Source organism: Acinetobacter sp. (assembly GCF_049284435.1).
GTDB lineage: Bacteria > Pseudomonadota > Gammaproteobacteria > Pseudomonadales > Moraxellaceae > Acinetobacter.
In genome coordinates this window covers 1-18838 of record NZ_JBAPXX010000150.1, presented here as the reverse complement: position 1 = coordinate 18838, position 18838 = coordinate 1, and the positions used below count along the sequence as shown (strand labels likewise).

Genomic DNA, 18838 nt, shown 5'->3' with positions numbered 1-18838 from the left:
GGCTTATTCATTTGGAAATTATATTGCTGAATAAGCCGTCATGAATAGGTTTGTGCAACAAAGCCGTTTATATGTTTAATTTGAGACGAAAAAATTATACATCTTTTAATAATCATTCTAAAAAAATTTAAATAAATTTAATAAGTGTAGATAAAATAAAAGCCATTTTAATAATGGCTTTTATTTTCAAAGTAAGGGATTAATAAGTTTTATAAGGTAGAAACTTTCCAGATAATACGACATTCACCCGATCTCCGTTTGGATTATTCTCACGTTGAATATCCATACTGAAATCAATTGCACTCATAATACCATCTCCGAATTCTTCGTGGATCAGCTCTTTAATGGTCATACCATAGACGCTGACAACCTCATACCAGCGATAAATCAGCGGATCTGTCGGCACACTGGTTGGTAAAGAACCTTTATATGGTACGATTTGCAGCCAGGCAATTGCTTCATCAGTCAGTCCAAATATTTCACCAATTTTTTCTGCCTGTTCTTTATTAAAAGCCATCTGACCTAAACAGGCAGCAGTCACCCATTCTTTAGAAAGGCCTATAGCTTCAGCGACATCTGCCCATTTGATAGACTTTAAAACTTTTGCTGAAATAATCATGTCTGTCACTTGTTGACGATGGCTAATCATAATCTTCTCCAATAGCTATATTTAAAAAATTACCGCTATAGATAATGCAGAGATTGTGCCAAGATAATTATAAGGATTAAATTTTAAAATAATTTATATGATTTTTATTAGCCATTTAAAATAAATGGTATGCTATTTGCAATTATCTATATTAAATATGGCAATGGCGCCATGAAACGATTAATCTGTTTGAATAATGCAAGGCAAAGACGCCTAGGGTTGAAATAGACCTTAGGCGTTTTTTATTTGCAAACAGGCAAGTAATTTATATAAAGGGGATAAAAATATGGCTTATCTTGCTCCTGCAGAGTTTGCAAAAAAAGTAGTTGATGCCGGTGAGGCAAAACTTCATATGGCAACGCGTGATGTTTTGATTCGTGCTTTTATGGCAGGTGCAATTCTGGCGCTGGCAGCAGTATTTGCAGTCACGGTGGGTATACAAACAGGAGTACCGCTGATCGGTGCCCTGTTATTTCCAGTTGGCTTCTGCATGTTGTATCTCTTGGGCTATGACCTGCTCACCGGCGTATTTGTATTGACCCCTTTAGCTTGGCTAGACAAACGACCGGGGGTGACGTGGTCACGTATTTTAAAAAACTGGGGTCTGGTTTTTTTAGGTAACTTTGCTGGATGTTTAACTGTGGCCGTGTTAATGGCCGCTGTCTATACCATGGGTTTCGCCGCTGAACCGAATGCGGTCGGGGTGAAAATTGCCCATATAGGTGAAGACCGGACTTTGGGCTATGCCGAATATGGTTTTGCTGGCTGGATGACGATTTTTATCCGCGGCATGCTGTGTAACTGGATGGTGTCACTTGGGGTAATTGGCGCCATGATGTCAACCACGGTCAGCGGCAAATTCATCGCGATGTGGATGCCAATCATGCTATTTTTCGCCATGGGCTTTGAACATTCAGTTGTGAATATGTTCCTGTTCCCATTTGCCATGATGATGGGCGGTGATTTCTCGATTACAGACTATTTCTTGTGGAATGAATTACCGGTGGCACTGGGTAATTTAGTGGGTGGTCTGGCACTGACAGGTCTGGCGCTCTATACCACGCATGTACGTACTGGCGATAAAAAAGAATTCTAATCTGAGCATGATGATTTATGGCTTGAGATTAAAGGGATCGATTCGATCCCTTTTTGAGTATTTAAAATGAATAAAAAATTAAAGATCAACATTGGGCAATATTCTTCCGCTGGAATCAAAGCACAGAATCAGGACTTTCATGGGGTCTATATTCCTGAAGGCCACGCGCTTGGCAGTAAGGGAATTGCCTGTGCAATTGCAGACGGGATCAGTAGCAGCAATGTCAGTCATATTGCAGTAGAAACTGCAGTCAGCAGTTTTTTATCGGATTATTACTCGACTTCGGATGCATGGAGTACCCAAACTTCGGCGGCACGGGTCATTCGTGCGACTAACTCCTGGCTCTATGCACAAACCCAGCAGAGCCGCGGACGTTTTGATAAAGACCGCGGTTATGTCTGTACCTTTAGTGCACTGATTTTGAAACAAAATAGGGCACATATCTTTCATGCTGGCGATAGCCGGATTTATCGTATTCAGGCACAAGCCATTGAACAGTTGACGGCTGATCACCGGGTTTGCCTGTCATCAACAGAACATTATTTAAGTCGTGCACTGGGTGCCGACCATCGTATCGATGTCGATTATCAGCGGTTTGAATTATGTGAAGATGATTTCTTTATCTTGATGACAGATGGTGTCTATGAGTTTATTGATATACAGCTCATCTCGGAGATGCTGCAACAGAAACAACATCTAGATATTATTGCCAGATCTATAGTCGAGCTGGCCTTAAAGCGGGGCTATTCAAATCATTAAAGTGGAACAGTTGCCTGATGAGGAATTCTTTCATATCAAGAGCCATGTTTTATTTCCGCAACAGCTAAGTCATGGTGATCTGTTTGAAGGTTATCGAATTGATAAAATCCTGCACCAAAATCATCGCAGCAGCCTCTATTTAGCGCGCGATGAAGCGACACAAAATCAGCTGGTCATTAAAACCTTGTCTGTCGATGTGCAGGATGACCTGAAAGCGGTAGAACAATTTCAGTTAGAAGACTGGGTATCGAAACGCTTAAAACATGAAAATCTGCTGCAATGTTATCCACATAAGGGCAGCAAGAAGTTTTTATTTCGAAGTTATGAATACTTGCAAGGGGAAAGCCTAAGTCGCTGGTTGCATCGTCAAAAAACTGCTTTAACTTTACAGCAGTTGCTCCCAATCATTGAGCAGGTGGCCAAAGCGCTGAATGCCATGCATCGACTTGAAATGCTGCACCAGGATGTACGGCCAGAAAATGTCATGCTGCTTGAACCTGCTGATGCTTTAAAAGTGAAACTGATTGATTATGGATCGATCGCGGTCAGAGGTCTGGTTGAACTGAATCCTAAACACGCAGATGTTCCTTTGGGAACTCTGGCCTTTATGGCGCCTGAATATTTTATTGGACGTTCACCCTCAATAAAATCAGACCAGTTCTCGCTGGCGGTGATGAGTTATTATTTATTGACCCGACAATTACCTTATGGGACAGACCTGGCGCGCTGCAAGACTGAAAAGGCCTTAAAGCAAGTTCGATATCATCCACTTTATGAGTATCGACCGGATCTGCCACATGACTTGGACGCCATCTTTAAAAAAGCGCTTTCCCTTCGCCCGGAGCAGCGCTATGAAGCACTTTCAGCATTTATATATGATCTGAAACACCCAGATCTCAAATTTAAAAAATCAGTTTCACGCCCTATGCTTGAAAAGCATCCAGTCACTTTCTGGAAATCCTGCACAGCGATTCTGTTTTTGTTATTGCTCTGGGTATTTGCACTGTATTTTAGCCAATGAAAATAATTCAAATACGCTGTTGAATGGTTTTTTTGATCTAACTAAAAATCAGGTGTGATTTAAGCTGAGATGTAGTCAAAATATCTATTTATTCTTATTGCAGATTTTTATATTTTTACGATGATTGACTCTGTGTTTTCGAAGATTATACTATATAAAATAGAAAGTGCAGTCAAAAAATCAAATAAGCATAAAAACATTGGAATAATAATTGCTTATTTTTAACACCATTAGAATGAAAAGGCAGATGAGACATGAAAATTCAATTTTTTAAGCTGATTTTAATCTTGGGCAGCAGTATGGTGATGAGCCAAACCATTCTCGCCGGAGATGGTGGCTTGCGTTTTGCTGAGAAAAATCAGGAAATAGCGGCACAAATTCAGGCCAAGAAAAAAACGGCAGAAACACAGGCGCAGCCACTACAAGCGAAAGCCTCTACAGAAGCGAAATAATAAAACAGCACTCATCCAAGAAGGTGAGCTGTTCAGGTTAGATAGGATAGATAAAATGTTTTTCTTGGAATAAATAGCCCATAGCTTGTTAATACTGATAAAAAAACTCCTCATCTATTTTTAAGAATGGAGAGTTTTTGTATTTTGAATACTCGGAAATAATTTATTGACTCTGTTCCTCGTCTTGTTTTTCCTGACGCAGTTGATCGCGTTGTCGCTGTGGATCATGAAGGCCTAATTGACCTCGCTGGATCTCTCGATCCTGTTTTTCTTGAGGATCAAGTTGATCTTCAGTGAGTTCTTCATCCTTTCGATCGATTGGATTGGACATAGTCTTTCATCCTCTAAAATACTTTCTAATTTTTATTGTATGAATGCAGCAAAATTATTCTGTGACTTTTATGCCTGAGTTAGTTTTCTATCTTGTTGCTGTTGTAAGTTTAAGCGATATTTTATAGGCCGATTTAATAAGGTTTAATTTGATCAAGAAAATTAAAATAATGAAATCGAAGTTCGAACTAATAAAATTTTAGGTGAATTAAACTCATTAATATTATTTAAAGATGAAAAAAACTAAAATAATAAAAGAAAATGGGTTATGCTAAAGACAGATCAAGTGTCCTCCATCTTTTGAATTTTCCGGTATTTGCCATGATAGAACTCCGCCATTTAAGAACCCTGACTGCTCTGCGGGAGCATGGTTCTCTGGTTGCAGCAGCAAGTGATTTATGTTTAACGCCCTCAGCCTTGTCACATCAGCTACGTGAATTAGACCAATGGTTTGGCGTCGAAGTGGTCAATCGGCGTAGTCGCCCTGTGAGTTTTTCAAATGTTGGAGAGCGGTTGCTAAAACTGGCAGATGAAATATTACCGCAAGTTCAAATTGCACAGAGTGATATCAGCCGTATTGTGCATGGCCAGACCGGGCGAATAGTTTTCTCCTCTGAATGTCATAGCTGTTTTGACTGGTTGATGCCGCTACTCAATCAATACCGGATGCAATATCCGGATGTAGACTTGGACTTTGCTTCAGGTTTTGAATCGAATCCGCATGAATTATTACAAACAGGAGAATTTGATCTGCTGATTACCGCTGATCCGATTGCACTCAAAGGCATTGAATATTTTCCGATTTTTGAATACGAATCACGCTTGGTTTTATCCAATACCCATCCACTGGTACGTGCGAAAGACATCACTGTTCAGGAGCTTGCTGAAGAAACACTGGTGACTTATCCGGTTGATAAACACCGTTTGGATATCATGTCTCGCTTGTTTATTCCCGCTAATATTCTACCAAAAGCCATTCGTACCACCGACTTGACCCAAATGCTGATTCAGTTGGTGGCAAGTGGTCGCGGGATTGGTGCATTACCTGATTGGGTGGTAAATGAATATGAGCAGAAAGGCTGGGTGACATCACGCCGTTTAGACTGTGTAGCGCCTGAAGGATTGCGTCGTACTTTATATGCCGGCTATCGCACAGAAGAAAAACAGAAAGATTATTTTGAAGGCTTCTTGAAACAGCTGGATCGGTTTTCCAAGAAAAGACAGGTCTACTACAACTGATCAATGAATAGTTGAATATCTATAAGCCCGTGATTCTTAAAAATCCTGCATCGTCAGGATTTTTAAAAATTGATTGTTTTTCTCTTAAGGATTTCAATTTTTCTATAAGATGATGAGGTTAATCTCGTCTACTTCGAGTCAGAAAATATACAATTTCGATCAACTTTCGAAATTAAAGAACTGGTTTAGTCGATCATAATTTTTGACAAGTATTACATTTTGCCAAGTGGAAATACATTTGTGCAGAATTAAATATCATATTATTAAATATCAATTACTTAAAAATTAAGTTCTTGGAACTTGTGAGGATGTGGTTCTGATCTTGCAAGTTGATTTTTAATAAAAATATTAAATAAAATGAAAAAATATACGCTGATCAGTCAATTTTTTGGCAGAAAATAACTCCTGAAAATAACAATGTTGATCTATGCTACAGCATAAATTTTAAACTGATTTCCTCTCATAAAACGGAATCACTTATACAGGACTGTATAAACTCGCCATGCACATGACAAAAATTCCTCTCAAGAAAAGCCCGCTGAGCCTCATGATCCTGTCGATTGTCTCAGGTCATCTTTATGCTGAAACTGCCGTAGAGCCGGGCAACGTTCAACAGCTGAATACCATCGTGATCAGTGCTGAGCAAAATGCCAATCCGCAGCAGCAATATCAGAAAGAGCTGGCTCAGGTTTCAGGAGGAACGAATTTCATTGGTGAGCAGCAGCTAGAACAGCAGCGACTTGCGACCACGGCCGATGTGTTCCGTTTACAGCCAGGAATTTATGCCCAGTCTGCAGGAAATGAAGGTGCAAAAGTCTCAATCCGTGGCTCAGGAATCAACCGGACTTCAGGTGCACACGCATCCGGTACGCATGTCCTGATTGACGATATTCCATTTACCGGGCCGGGCGGGACAGCGTATGAACTGCTAGAACCATGGTGGATTGATCATGTCGGGGTTTATCGCGGAGCCAATGGCTTTAAACAGGGTGGACTGGCCTTAGGTGGAACAATCAACTATAAATCCAAGACCGGTGCAGATCAGAATGGCTCTGAACTCAAATATGAAATGGGTAGCCATGGTTATCATAAATATCAGTTTAGTACCGGCCGAAAGCTGGATCAGATGGATTATTATCTGGCGCTGACAGGTACCCAGTTTGATGGAATTCAGAATCATGCTGAAGGCGATGGCAAAGGTCTAGCTTTTAATTTGGGCTATGAAATTAGTCCGGATATCGAAACCCGTTTTTATGCCCGTTACCGTGAGAACAAGCATTTAACACCAGGGCGGATTACGCAAGAACAGCTCAAAAATGATCCTGAAGCAGCGAATAGTTTTAATTTGGCGGTAGATGCCAAACGGATTCAACCGGGCAGTACGTGGCTGGCCAATACTACGACCTGGAATTTGCAGGATGATGCAAAACTGACCGGCAGTCTGGCTTATCATCATTATCCGCTGGATTTACGTGAAAGCAGTTATCGTACCAATGTCGATTATGAAGATATTACAGCACGTTTCCAGTATGAAAAGCCTTACCAGTTTCTAGGTCTGGAGCATCAGGGGCGTATTGCCTTGCGCAGCACGACTCATCGTCCGGACAGTGGTGTAACGGAAACCATCCGACGTGATACGACCATTGATGGAACTTTGTATCCGGCAGATACCGTTACCCGCCGTTATACCTATCGAGGTTCAGACAACGTCCTGCAATTTGATCAGGAAACCACATTAAATGATCAGTTTAAGTTAGATCTGGGACTGGCAGCCGTGTATACCCATCGGGAAAGTGAAGTGACTTATCCCGAGGCAAGTCCTGAGGTTAGCCGTTATGAATGGAATTTTGCACAACGACTTGGATTGACCTATCAGCCGAATGAGTCTGTACAATGGTTTGCCAATTTAAGCCGCAGCATTGAGCCGGCACATCCTTGGGCGATGGCTTGGTCTTCACCATATTATTTTGACAGTGGGGTCGCTTCTGGCCGGGTACGTGCGCCAATCTATTTAGATACGCAAACCGCCAATAGTTTTGAACTGGGGGGACGTGGACAATCAGGTTTTGGAGACTGGGCACTGAGCTACTATTATTCTAAAGTGAAAAATGAACTGCTAACCTCTGAAATGATTAAAACCTATGAAGATGGATCGAATCGACCTTCAGAGCCAATTGCTGTTGAATCGAATGCGGCGCCAACGATTCATCAAGGGGTGGAGCTAAGTCTGGATACGCCATTGTATGAATCCCGATATGGCGAGTTGCGTCTGCAACAGGCTTATACTCTTAGCGATTTCCAGTACAAAAACGATCCTTTATTTGGCAAAAACCAGTTACCGGGAATACCTAAACATCTGTATCAGGCTCAACTGAGTTATGCCTTGAATAATGGCCTCTATATTGGTCTGAATACTGAATATGCATCCAAAATGGCACATGATTATGCCAATAGCCGTTTCAGTGACGACTATCAGATCTGGGGCATTGACTTGGGTTATGCACCAGAACATCAATCATGGAAAACCTGGATCAACTTCAAAAATATCACGGATGAGAAATATGCTGCGGTCGTGATTCCTGGTCTAAATGATCAAGGTGCTGACGTCGCGCGATCTTCGCCAGGTGAAAGTTTTTCTACTTATGCCGGTGTGTCATTTAAATTTTAATTATTTAAAAATTAAAAAAAGAGCGGTAAAAACCGCTCTTTTTATTCATACAATAAAATAATTGATCAGGTTTCCAAAATTCCGGTAACGCCTGTCACAATCATATCGATGGCAATCGTACCAATCAGAAGCGCAGCAACACGACCAACAATATCAACATATAAATCAATATAGTTAGAATATTTATGCTGTAAATGATCATGCAGGTATTTCATTAAAATTAGCAAGCTACAAGTCAGAAACAGGGTAAAGAAAATCACCAGAATGGTCTGCATTAAACTGAGCTGTATACCGGTGATCACAGATGCCGAAATGGTACCTGGACCGATCATAAACGGCATGGCAATCGTGCCCGCCAGATGACTGGGCGCTCCACGCATCACGCCAATCGTATCAGCACCTTCAAAGACATAACGATAGCCAATCACCAGAAAGATAATACCGCCAAAAATCTGGAAAGACTCAAACCGTACATGCAAGACTTCATTAAAGAAGGCTTCACCGGTTTTTGCAAAAATGATGAACACAATAAAGCTGATCAGACTGCCTTGAATCAATGCCATGTTGAATATTTTTGCGTCGGAATTACGGATAATTCCGAGCATGTAAATACTCATCAGAAAAGGATTGAGCAGGGAGAAAAACAGGGCAAAGGCATTCAAACTTTCTGACATCATTGAGTCCTTCCGTAGTTGAGTAATCCTAAATTTCACGATCCGGGAACAGCGGTCGTTTACCTGGGCTGATCCGGTTAATATGCAGATACATCATATGGCGTTCATATTTATCCAGGATGTCATTGATCACCTGTTCCTTGCTATAACCGACCAGATCGTTGCCCTGAGAGCCTTCAAACAGGTAACTTTCCAGACGATAGTAATAACGTTTGGTTCGTTTACCACGTGAACTGAAATTTGGCGTGTCATAGCGTACCGGCCATATTTCATAGACAAAGTTTTCTTCTTCATCGAGCTGAATAGTCAGATCCAGGTGATACAGTTCAGGTTCTTCCTCAAGCGATTTTTCCTGAATATTGACTTGAATGCCTTTGTCAATTAACTCGGTTGCAACGGCCTCGATAGCCGGCTTGCAGACATTATCCAGCATGGTCCGCGTCTGGGACAGGCTTGGATGCAGCATGACTCGGCTCAGACGCTTCTTCCAGTTCAAGATATCCACATTACCGACCACAGGTGCCGCATTCAGGCTGGTACTGGCCTGACGAAAATCCTCCAGACGCAAGGACTTATATAGTCCCGCCATCACAAAGAAAATTACGAAACTAAAAGGCAGACCCATAATAATCGTGGTGTTCTGTAATGCTGTCACGCCATTGGCCATCAACATTGCCAAAGTCAGTAAACCGATGGCAATGGCCCAGAACACGCTGAGCCAGCGCGGTGAATCATGCTCAATATTAGTGAATTTGGTCGTGAAATTTCCCAATACCAATGCCCCTGAATCCGCTGAGGTCACATAGAACAGCAAGCCGGTAATGGTGGCAACACCTGCAGTAAACGTAAAGCCTGGATACTGCGCCAGCAGATCATAGAAACCATGTGCCGGATTTTCTAAAACTGTCGTAGCAAGTTGAGTATTACCATCAAAAATCACGCTGTATAAAGCACTGTTACCGAAAATAGACAACCAGGTCAGGGTAAATAACAGAGGAATAACCAAAGTCCCGGTGACAAATTCGCGAATGGTACGACCACGGGAAATACGGGCCAGAAACAGACCGACAAAAGGTGACCAGGCGATCCACCATGCCCAGAAGAACAGGGTCCAGCTATTCATCCACTCTTTCGGTTGTTCAAAAGGAAAGCTGGTTAAAGAAAGTTTCGGGAACTGGCTGATATAGTCACCAAAATTCTGAATCAAGGCGGCTAATAAAAACTCGGTATTGCCTACAAACAGGATGAATAGCAGCAGCCCAATTGATACATAGATGTTAATTTCAGACAGGATCCGGATGCCTTTATTGACACCGGCAGTGACTGAAATAATAGTAATAATCACAGCAACAGCGATTAATGCAGTTTGAATCCAGATATTTTCCGGTAAATCAAACAGCACATGCAGGCCGTAATTTAATTGCACAACGCCAATCCCGCAGGTGGTGGCAATCCCGAAAATCGTGCCGAGTACTGCAGCAGTATCAACCGTATGGCCAATTGGGCCATTAATTTTTTTTCCAAAAATAGGATAAAGTGCCGATCGGATCGTTAGCGGTAAATTGTAGCGATAGCTGAAATAACCCAGGGCGACCCCAATCAGCGCGTACATACTCCAGCCGGTTAAACCGTAGTGAAACAGGGTCCACACCATGGACTGGCGCGCAGCTTCAAAGGTTTCACCTTGGCCCACAGGTGGATTCATATAATGCGAAAGCGGTTCCGCTACCGAGAAAAACATCAGGTCAATCCCGATCCCGGCAGAAAATAGCATCGCCGACCAACTCAGCAGGCTAAATTCTGGCTTGGAATGTTTGGGGCCTAATTTAATCTCGCCATAACGGGAACAGGCGATAAAGACGATAAAAACCAGATACAGCGTTGCCGCCAGCAGGTAATACCAGCTAAAGGTACGACTAACCCAATTTAAAATATTGATAATGACTTGATTGGCTTGTTCATTAAATAAAATGGTGATGATAGAAAACAGCAGAATAAGTGTCGCCGAAAAATAAAAAACTACTTTATTCAGACCATCTTGCATCTCTTCTTTTTTCTTTTGCATAAATCCATGACCATCGTTTTGTTGCCGGATGATATACAGTGCAGTGTGATTTAAAAGCAAAAGCCTGCGGTAAAGCTTCCTTGTTTTTATGAATTACAAACTTTTGCAAATCCAAAACAAACTGCGCTGTACATCAAGGGTGAGCTGGCACTATAATTTTTATTAATTGAACGTTCAATTAATAAAGCGTTTATGAATTGTTACATCATTCAGCTATTTGCTTTAGCAGAGTGATTTTTTATTGCTACATCCGTTATTCAGGTTAGACCTATGCCCAAAGTTGGTATGCAACCGATCCGCCGTCAGCAGCTGATCGATGCCACCTTAGCTGCAGTGAATGAGCTAGGTTTTGCAGAAGCTTCAATTAGTCAGATTGCACAAAGGGCAGGTGTCTCAACCGGCATCATAAGTCATTATTTTCGAGGTAAAAATGGGTTAATTGAAGCCACAATGCGTTACTTATTGCAGCAATTGGGTAAATCCGTTGCAGAAATACAGTCCCAGGTGAATGCCACACCGGAACAGCGCCTGCTAGCAATCGTACGTGGTAATTTTGCTGCTCCACAAACTGACAAGGCAGCCATGAAAGTCTGGTTGGCGTTCTGGGCTAGCAGTTTGCACCAACCTGAATTACACCGTTTACAGCAGATCAATCATTTCCGTTTACACTCCAATCTTAAATATGAATTCATGAAAAAGTTGAGTAAAGACCAGGCAGAGAAAGCCGCTCAAGGTCTGGCAGCATTGATTGACGGATTCTGGCTAAGAGGTGCTTTGGTAAGTGGCGAAATTGACCCAGAACTGCCGATTGAACTGTGTAGTGAATATATTCGGCAACAACTCAAATAACTTATCTGCGAGGGAATTCCATTGACAACATTCAAACTGCAACGTCCTTATATACACGGACAATATGTCGATGCAACATCCAATAGCACGTTTCAAACGATTAATCCTGCAACAAGCGAAGTTCTGGCAGACGTGCAAGTGTGTACGCGAGAAGATATCGATCGCGCTGTTGAATCGGCACAACAAGGACAAAAAGTCTGGGCAGAAATGACGGCGATTCAACGCTCCCGTATCTTGAACAAGGCTGTCACTATTCTTCGCGAACGTAATGACGAGCTGGCACGTTTAGAAAGCCTTGACAGTGGTAAAGCTTTTAGTGAAACCTCCACCGTCGATATTGCGACAGGCGCAGATGTACTCGAATACTATGCAGGTATTTTGCCAGCATTAGAAGGCCAGCAAATCCCGCTCAGAAGCAGTTCGTTTGTCTATACCCGCCGTGAACCTTTGGGTGTGGTTGCCGGGATTGGTGCGTGGAATTACCCGATTCAGATCGCATTATGGAAATCTGCACCTGCACTGGCAGCGGGCAACGCCATGATCTTCAAAGCCAGTGAAGTAACGCCTTTAACTGCATTAAAACTGGCAGAAATTTATACTGAAGCCGGTGTGCCACATGGCGTATTCAATGTGGTGACTGGTAGTGGTGAAGTTGGTGGCTATCTGACTTCACATCCTGATATAGCCAAAGTTTCATTTACCGGTGGTGTCGCGACCGGAAAAAAAGTCATGGCCCAAGCTGCGAATTCCAGCTTGAAAGAAGTGACTATGGAGCTGGGCGGAAAATCCCCGCTGATTATCTGTGAAGATGCCGATCTGGATCTGGCAGCAGATATAGCCATGATGGCCAACTTCTACAGTTCCGGTCAGGTCTGTACCAATGGTACTCGAGTATTTGTACCTTTAGCCTTGAAAGCAGAATTCGAAGAAAAGATTCTGCAGCGTATTCCTTATATCCGTATGGGGGACCCACTCGATCCTGAGACCAATTTTGGTCCAGTATCTAGCTTTGCACATATGGAAAAAGTGCTGGGCTATATTGACAAGGGCAAGATCGAAGGTGCACGCTTATTGTGTGGTGGCGGCCGTGCTGAAGATGAGCAATTTGCCCAAGGCGCTTATGTGCTACCAACGGTATTCACCGATTGCCGTGACGACATGACGATTGTCCGTGACGAAATCTTTGGTCCAGTCATGAGTATTCTGAGTTATGACTCAGAAGAAGAGGCGATTCGTCGTGCTAATGACACCGAGTATGGTTTGGCAGCTGGTGTCGTGACACCGAATCTGGCACGTGCGCACCGTATTATTCATCAAATTGAAGCCGGCATTTGCTGGATCAATATCTGGGGCGAATCACCGGCAGAAATGCCAGTTGGTGGCTATAAACATTCGGGTGTTGGTCGTGAAAACGGTATTGTCACGCTACAGCAATATACCCAGACTAAGTCAGTGCAAGTTGAACTTAGTCCTTTCCAATCTGTATTTAGCGCATAAGGGAGGGTTGGATGAATTACGACTATATTATTATCGGTGCAGGTTCCGCAGGCAATGTGCTAGCAGCGCGTTTAACTGAAGATCCGGATGTGAAAGTCCTGCTGCTGGAAGCGGGTGGACCGGATTACCGTCTAGATTTCAGAACACAAATGCCGGCTGCGTTGGCTTATCCATTACAGGGACGACGCTATAACTGGGCCTATCTGACCGACCCCGAACCTCATATGAATAATCGTCGTATGGAATGCGGGCGCGGAAAAGGTCTGGGCGGTTCTTCGTTAATTAACGGCATGTGTTACATTCGCGGTAATGCCATGGATCTGGAACAGTGGGCCAGCCTTAAGGGGCTAGAACACTGGAGCTATGCCGAATGTCTGCCGTATTATAAAAAAGCTGAAACGCGCGATATTGGCGGCAATGATTATCATGGTGATTCTGGACCGGTTTCGGTCGCAACACCTAAAAATGGGAATAATGAGCTGTTCCATGCCATGGTCGAGGCAGGTGTACAGGCCGGTTATCCACGTACTGATGACCTGAATGGCTATCAGCAGGAAGGTTTTGGGCCGATGGACCGTACCGTAACGCCGCAAGGCCGTCGTTCCAGTACAGCACGTGGTTATCTGGATATGGCCAAGGGCCGGGATAATCTCACGATTATTACCCACGCCATGACCAATCGTATTCTGTTTAATCGTAATCAGGCAATTGGTGTGGAATATTTTGAAGGACAAAATACCTTACAGCCGATTCAGGTCTTTGCGGATCGTGAAGTTTTATTATGTGGTGGTGCGATTGCCTCACCGCAAATCCTGCAACGCTCCGGTGTGGGTCCAGCTGAACTGTTAAAAAGTCTGGATATTCCTGTGGTTCAGGATTTGCCAGGTGTGGGTGAAAACCTGCAGGACCATCTGGAAATGTACCTGCAATATAAGTGCAAAAAACCTGTCAGCTTGTATCCGGCACTCAAATGGTATAACCAGCCGATGATTGGCGCTGAATGGTTATTTTTAGGAAAAGGTATTGGGGCCAGCAACCAGTTTGAAGCCGGTGGTTTTATTCGCTCTTCAAATGAATTTGACTGGCCCAATATCCAGTATCATTTCCTGCCTGTGGCGATTAATTATAATGGCACCAATGCCATTCATGAACATGGTTTTCAGGCTCATGTGGGCTCTATGCGCTCGCCGTCACGTGGCCGTGTTCGTCTGAAATCCAAAGACCCGTTTGAGCATCCAAGTATTCTGTTTAATTATATGAGTACCGAACAGGACTGGCGTGAATTCCGCGATGCCATCCGCATTACCCGGGAAATTATGCATCAGCCGGCATTGGATCCCTATCGTGGTGAAGAAATCAGTCCGGGAAAACATCTACAAACAGATGCTGAAATTGATGAATTTGTTCGTAATCATGCAGAAACCGCGTATCATCCATCGTGTAGCTGTAAAATGGGTGAGGATGACATGGCGGTTGTCGATGGTTATGGACGCGTACATGAAATGCAGGGTCTGCGTGTGATTGATGCCTCGATAATGCCTTTGATCATTACCGGTAACCTCAATGCAACTACGATTATGATCGCTGAAAAACTGGCAGACCATATTCGTGGCAAGCCTGCTCTTGCACCTTCATCTGCACCTTTTTACAAGGCGCCTCGCGCTTAAATCATGGTTTTATTCCTGTCGTCTAGCAAAGCAGGAGTAAAGCGAATTTCAATTTTGTCCCAAAGCGGAGATAAAACCTCGACTGCGTTCGGTTTTATCTCCGCTTTGCTTAATAGATTTTATATTTTATGAAAATATTCAATCAAACAGTGCTGTTTGGCTGTGCTGCTGTTTCAAGTCTTTACTGTTATGCCGATGATGCGGAAGTAAAACAAATAGAAGCAAGCGGAAACTTGAGTGTGGTATCCAAATATGTATCCCGCGGTTTGACCAATGCACCTGAAAATGATGACATTGCTGTACAGGCAGGACTGAATCTGGCTTATGGCAATTTTTATGTCGGATATTGGGGATCTACGCTTGGCTATTCTTATGCAGAAGTGCAGGGGCGTCAGGGACATCGTTCAGACAAATTCGAGCATGACTTTCTGCTAGGTTATACCCATAGCAGCGAAAATTATGACTGGGATTTATGGAATGCGACCTATTATTATCCGGGCGGTGAGAACACCACTGGAAATGAGTTGGGCTTAAATGTAAGTCGTGCATTGAATGATCAGACCAGTATCGGCGCCAGCGTATCGACCTATCTGTATGATGTGGCTTATGCCAATCAGGGCGATACTTTTTATACACTTAACCTGAGCCATCAGTTGAATGATCGCCTGAATGCCAGCGTTACGGCAGCGGGAAGCTATTTTAATGATGAAGGTAAATACGAAGGCGGTGAACTGGGCGATACCGAAAAGCAGTTTGCCTTTCGTTATGCTTCTGCCGGACTCAGTTATGCGCTTTTACCTCAGGTAAGTTTGTCGGGTGAATATATCTTTGGCGGTTATGACCGTTATGATGAAAAGCAGCGTAATCTTGCAGTAGTTGCACTGAGTTATGATTTCTAAAGTTATCTCAGACTAGGCAGGTGAAAATCTGCCTTCTTATCCGCAACCTTGATTGATAATATAATTCATGACTTGAAGTTGATTCATGCTCCGGCAGCTCCGGAAAGACTGAGGGTCTGGTTTAATCTGGCAGAATTTCAGACAAATATTATCAATTTCATAAAATAATTCTATAATAGCGCCCATTCTCGGCAGCGTTATCCAGACACTTCGTCAAATGGCATAACCTGACCATTTTCTATTTTTCATTCAAGTTCTCCTCCGTGAACCGGCTTGTATATTCAGATTCAGCATCTTATCTGTCCGTGACGGCACATAAGAATATTTAGGTATCTACATGGAAATTAAGGTCAATTATCTCGATAATCTTCGTCAGGAAGCCAAGTTCGATGACTTCACGGTGATTGCCGATCAGCCGATCCGCTATAAAGGCGATGGTTCGGCACCCGGCCCATTCGATTATTTTCTGGCGTCATCAGCACTTTGTGCGGCTTATTTTGTCAAAGTCTATTGCGCAGCACGTGACATTCCAACCGATAATATCCGCCTTTCGCAAAACAATATTGTTGATCCTGAAAACCGCTATAAACAGATTTTTAAAATTCAGGTGGAACTGCCGGCTGATATTTCTGAAAAAGATCGCCAAGGAATTTTACGTTCGATAGACCGTTGTACTGTCAAGAAAGTCATTCAAACCGGTCCTGAATTTATCATTGAAGAAGTGGAAAGTATTGATGCGGATGCTCAAGCCCTATTAATGCCAAGTCTGGCTTCTGACCATACGACTTTCATTCCGGGTAAAGACCTTCCGCTGGAAGAAACCATTGCCAATATGTCTGCAATTCTGGCAGGCCTTGGCATGAAGATTGAAATTGCATCTTGGCGTAATATTGTGCCAAATGTCTGGTCGCTACATATCCGCGATGCGCAGTCGCCAATGTGTTTTACCAATGGTAAAGGCTCGACCAAAGAAAGTGCACTGGCATCTGCCTTAGGTGAATTTATTGAACGTCTGAACTGCAACTTCTTCTATAACGACCAGTTCTGGGGTGAGGATATTGCCAATGCCGAATTTGTGCATTATCCAGATGAGAAGTGGTTCCAGCCAGGTCCGAATGGCGAACTACCTGCAGAAGTTTTAGATGAACATACCCGTGAAATTTATGATCCTGAAGATGAGTTATTGGGTACCCATCTTTATGATACTAACTCGGGCAATAAAGAACGTGGCATCTGCTCACTCCCATTTGTACGTCAGTCTGATGGTGAAACCGTTTATTTTCCGTCGAATCTGATCGAAAACCTTTACTTAAGTAATGGTATGAGCGCCGGTAATACGCTGGCTGAAGCGCAAGTACAATGTCTGTCTGAAATTTTTGAGCGTGCTGTTAAACGTGAAATTCTGGAAGGTGAACTCGCACTACCGGATGTGCCTGAACAGGTTCTGGCAAAATATCCAAAAATTGTTGAAGGCATTAAAGGTCTGGAAGAACAGGGCTTTCCGGTTCTGGTCAAAGATGCTTCTTTAGGCGGTCAGTTCCCGGTCATGTGTGTCACCTTGATGAACCCACGTACTGGCGGTGTATTTGCCTCATTTGGTGCTCATCCAAACTTTGAAGTGGCATTAGAACGCAGTCTGACTGAGTTGTTACAAGGCCGTAGTTTTGAAGGTCTGAATGATCTGCCAAAACCAACCTTTAGCAGCAATGCAGTAACTGAACCGAATAACTTTGTTGAGCATTTCATCGACTCTAGTGGTGTGGTGTCTTGGCGTTTCTTCAGCGCGAAAGCAGATCATGAATTTGTCGAGTGGGACTTCACCAATAATGGTCAAAATTCGAATGCAGATGAAGCTCAGGAATTATTCACGATTCTGGAAGACATGGGCCATGAAGTTTATATGGCAGTGTACCAGCATCTAGGTGCAACAGCTTGCCGTATTCTGGTACCGGGCTATTCGGAAATTTATCTGGTAGAAGATCTGGTTTGGGACAATACCAACAAGGCGCTTTTATACCGTGAAGATATCCTGAATCTTCACCGTCTGGATGATGAACAACTGGAAGCACTGGTTGAGCGTCTGGAAGAAGCAGATGAAGATGATTATACCGAGATCAAAACCTTGATCGGTATCGAGTTCGATGAAAATACTGAATGGGGCCAACTGACGATTCTTGAACTGAAACTTCTGATTTATGTGGCTTTGCAGCAATTTGAAGAAGCCAAAGATCTGGTTGAGCAGTTCTTGCAGTTCAATACCAATACCGTTGAACGTGGCCTGTTCTACCAGTGCATGAATGTCGTTCTGGAAGTCATGCTGGATGATGAAATGGAACTGGAAGATTATGAACACAACTTCCGTCGTATGTTTAGTGATGCCCGTATGGATGCCGTTCTAGGTTCAATCGAAGGAACAGTCCGTTTCTATGGTTTGACCGAAACCAACATGCAGCTTGAAGGGCTGGATCGTCATCTACGTTTAATTGACAGCTATAAGAAACTGCATGCGGCGCGTGCAAAATTTGTAGCAAATCAAAAATCATTAATGAATGACTAAAATTTTTCGTCATTTGTTTTAAATCTCTAAGATGGCTTAGCTCATTTTGGTTAAGCCATCTTTATATCCAGCACGCTATAAATTTTTTTCTATTATTTCTATTCTAACTTTATTAATCCCAGCTCCCTCGGGAACTGGGATTACCTAAAAAATTAAAGTGAAGTGTTAATACTAACTGCTTCAAGATTGGGTATGTGAATGTGAGAAATAGATGTATCTTTCTCATTCACAAGAATTACCTTACATATTCGGGTAATTCGGACCACCACCACCTTCCGGTGTCACCCAAGTGATGTTCTGGGACGGATCCTTGATGTCACAGGTCTTGCAGTGCACACAGTTGGCTGCATTAATCTGGAAACGCTTGGAACCGTCATTATTTTCCATGATTTCATACACCCCCGCCGGGCAGTAAC

General features: G+C 43.0%; 14 protein-coding genes and 1 pseudogene. 10 read left to right on the top strand and 5 right to left on the bottom strand.

Annotated features, from left to right (window positions below; translation table 11 throughout):
• Positions 1–199: 199 nt before the first annotated feature.
• Positions 200–649 (bottom strand): cyanase, encoded by a 450-nt coding sequence (gene cynS / locus WAK81_RS13150; RefSeq protein WP_253101082.1) that lies wholly within the window; start codon positions 647–649, stop codon positions 200–202.
• A 286-nt stretch (positions 650–935) separates the two neighbouring features.
• Between cynS and WAK81_RS13145 the strand changes: the two genes are divergently transcribed.
• The 3 genes and pseudogenes from WAK81_RS13145 (at position 936) to WAK81_RS13135 (ending at position 3977) form a co-directional block, all read left to right on the top strand.
• Positions 936–1745 carry a formate/nitrite transporter family protein gene (locus WAK81_RS13145; protein WP_422197419.1) on the top strand — a complete coding sequence of 270 codons (810 nt, stop codon included), beginning with the start codon at positions 936–938 and terminating at the stop codon, positions 1743–1745.
• A gap of 66 nt (positions 1746–1811) precedes the next feature.
• Positions 1812–3525 (top strand): annotated as a pseudogene (locus WAK81_RS13140) (protein kinase domain-containing protein).
• Positions 3526–3779: 254 nt separating this feature from the next.
• Positions 3780–3977 (top strand): hypothetical protein, encoded by a 198-nt coding sequence (locus WAK81_RS13135; protein ID WP_422197417.1) that lies wholly within the window; start codon positions 3780–3782, stop codon positions 3975–3977.
• 163 nt (positions 3978–4140) lie between these two features.
• Here WAK81_RS13135 and WAK81_RS13130 read toward each other — a convergent pair whose 3' ends face one another.
• Positions 4141–4308 carry a hypothetical protein gene (locus WAK81_RS13130; RefSeq protein WP_422197415.1) on the bottom strand — a complete coding sequence of 56 codons (168 nt, stop codon included), beginning with the start codon at positions 4306–4308 and terminating at the stop codon, positions 4141–4143.
• A gap of 320 nt (positions 4309–4628) precedes the next feature.
• Here WAK81_RS13130 and WAK81_RS13125 point away from each other — a divergent pair, with 320 nt between their 5' ends.
• Both WAK81_RS13125 and WAK81_RS13120 read left to right on the top strand, forming a co-directional pair.
• Positions 4629–5546: a LysR family transcriptional regulator gene (locus WAK81_RS13125; RefSeq protein WP_422197413.1), complete on the top strand. Its 918-nt coding sequence runs from the start codon at positions 4629–4631 to the stop codon at positions 5544–5546.
• 502 nt (positions 5547–6048) lie between these two features.
• Positions 6049–8214, top strand: coding sequence for a TonB-dependent receptor family protein (locus WAK81_RS13120; RefSeq protein ID WP_422197412.1), 2166 nt, complete (start codon positions 6049–6051; stop codon positions 8212–8214).
• A gap of 65 nt (positions 8215–8279) precedes the next feature.
• Here the strand turns inward: WAK81_RS13120 and WAK81_RS13115 are convergent, their stop codons facing one another.
• Both WAK81_RS13115 and WAK81_RS13110 read right to left on the bottom strand, forming a co-directional pair.
• On the bottom strand, positions 8280–8888 hold the full coding sequence (locus WAK81_RS13115; RefSeq protein WP_422197410.1) for a MarC family protein: 609 nt from the start codon (positions 8886–8888) through the stop codon (positions 8280–8282).
• 28 nt (positions 8889–8916) lie between these two features.
• On the bottom strand, positions 8917–10953 hold the full coding sequence (locus tag WAK81_RS13110) for a choline transporter (protein WP_422197408.1): 2037 nt from the start codon (positions 10951–10953) through the stop codon (positions 8917–8919).
• 270 nt (positions 10954–11223) lie between these two features.
• On the opposite strand from WAK81_RS13110, the gene betI reads away from it, so the two are divergent.
• The 5 genes from betI to WAK81_RS13085 all read left to right on the top strand — a co-directional run bounded on the left by betI (position 11224) and on the right by WAK81_RS13085 (position 18422).
• Positions 11224–11802, top strand: coding sequence for a transcriptional regulator BetI (gene betI, locus WAK81_RS13105; protein ID WP_422197406.1), 579 nt, complete (start codon positions 11224–11226; stop codon positions 11800–11802).
• Positions 11803–11823: 21 nt separating this feature from the next.
• Positions 11824–13299 (top strand): betaine-aldehyde dehydrogenase, encoded by a 1476-nt coding sequence (betB, locus tag WAK81_RS13100; RefSeq protein WP_422197404.1) that lies wholly within the window; start codon positions 11824–11826, stop codon positions 13297–13299.
• An 11-nt stretch (positions 13300–13310) separates the two neighbouring features.
• The gene (betA, locus tag WAK81_RS13095) at positions 13311–14966 is read left to right on the top strand and encodes a choline dehydrogenase (RefSeq protein WP_422197402.1); all 1656 of its coding nucleotides are present in this window, start codon (positions 13311–13313) and stop codon (positions 14964–14966) included.
• A 128-nt stretch (positions 14967–15094) separates the two neighbouring features.
• Positions 15095–15865, top strand: a complete 771-nt coding sequence (locus tag WAK81_RS13090) for a hypothetical protein (protein ID WP_422197400.1) — start codon at positions 15095–15097, stop codon at positions 15863–15865.
• A gap of 337 nt (positions 15866–16202) precedes the next feature.
• The gene (locus tag WAK81_RS13085; RefSeq protein WP_422197398.1) at positions 16203–18422 is read left to right on the top strand and encodes an OsmC domain/YcaO domain-containing protein; all 2220 of its coding nucleotides are present in this window, start codon (positions 16203–16205) and stop codon (positions 18420–18422) included.
• Positions 18423–18662: 240 nt separating this feature from the next.
• On the opposite strand, the gene WAK81_RS13080 is transcribed toward WAK81_RS13085, so the two are convergent.
• A partial coding sequence (locus WAK81_RS13080) for a 4Fe-4S dicluster domain-containing protein (RefSeq protein WP_422195841.1) occupies positions 18663–18838 on the bottom strand: 176 nt, incomplete at its 5' end.

What these genes read in the sequence shown, in the direction of transcription:
- WAK81_RS13120 (WP_422197412.1), top strand. Translation starts at nt 6,049, where the DNA reads ATGCACATGACAAAAATTCCTCTCAAGAAAAGCCCGCTGAGCCTCATG.
- WAK81_RS13110 (WP_422197408.1), bottom strand. Translation starts at nt 10,953, where the DNA reads ATGCAAAAGAAAAAAGAAGAGATGCAAGATGGTCTGAATAAAGTAGTT.
- WAK81_RS13145 (WP_422197419.1), top strand. Translation starts at nt 936, where the DNA reads ATGGCTTATCTTGCTCCTGCAGAGTTTGCAAAAAAAGTAGTTGATGCC.
- betI (WP_422197406.1), top strand. Translation starts at nt 11,224, where the DNA reads ATGCCCAAAGTTGGTATGCAACCGATCCGCCGTCAGCAGCTGATCGAT.
- WAK81_RS13130 (WP_422197415.1), bottom strand. Translation starts at nt 4,308, where the DNA reads ATGTCCAATCCAATCGATCGAAAGGATGAAGAACTCACTGAAGATCAA.
- WAK81_RS13085 (WP_422197398.1), top strand. Translation starts at nt 16,203, where the DNA reads ATGGAAATTAAGGTCAATTATCTCGATAATCTTCGTCAGGAAGCCAAG.
- betA (WP_422197402.1), top strand. Translation starts at nt 13,311, where the DNA reads ATGAATTACGACTATATTATTATCGGTGCAGGTTCCGCAGGCAATGTG.
- cynS (WP_253101082.1), bottom strand. Translation starts at nt 649, where the DNA reads ATGATTAGCCATCGTCAACAAGTGACAGACATGATTATTTCAGCAAAA.
- WAK81_RS13135 (WP_422197417.1), top strand. Translation starts at nt 3,780, where the DNA reads ATGAAAATTCAATTTTTTAAGCTGATTTTAATCTTGGGCAGCAGTATG.
- WAK81_RS13125 (WP_422197413.1), top strand. Translation starts at nt 4,629, where the DNA reads ATGATAGAACTCCGCCATTTAAGAACCCTGACTGCTCTGCGGGAGCAT.
- WAK81_RS13115 (WP_422197410.1), bottom strand. Translation starts at nt 8,888, where the DNA reads ATGTCAGAAAGTTTGAATGCCTTTGCCCTGTTTTTCTCCCTGCTCAAT.
- WAK81_RS13090 (WP_422197400.1), top strand. Translation starts at nt 15,095, where the DNA reads ATGAAAATATTCAATCAAACAGTGCTGTTTGGCTGTGCTGCTGTTTCA.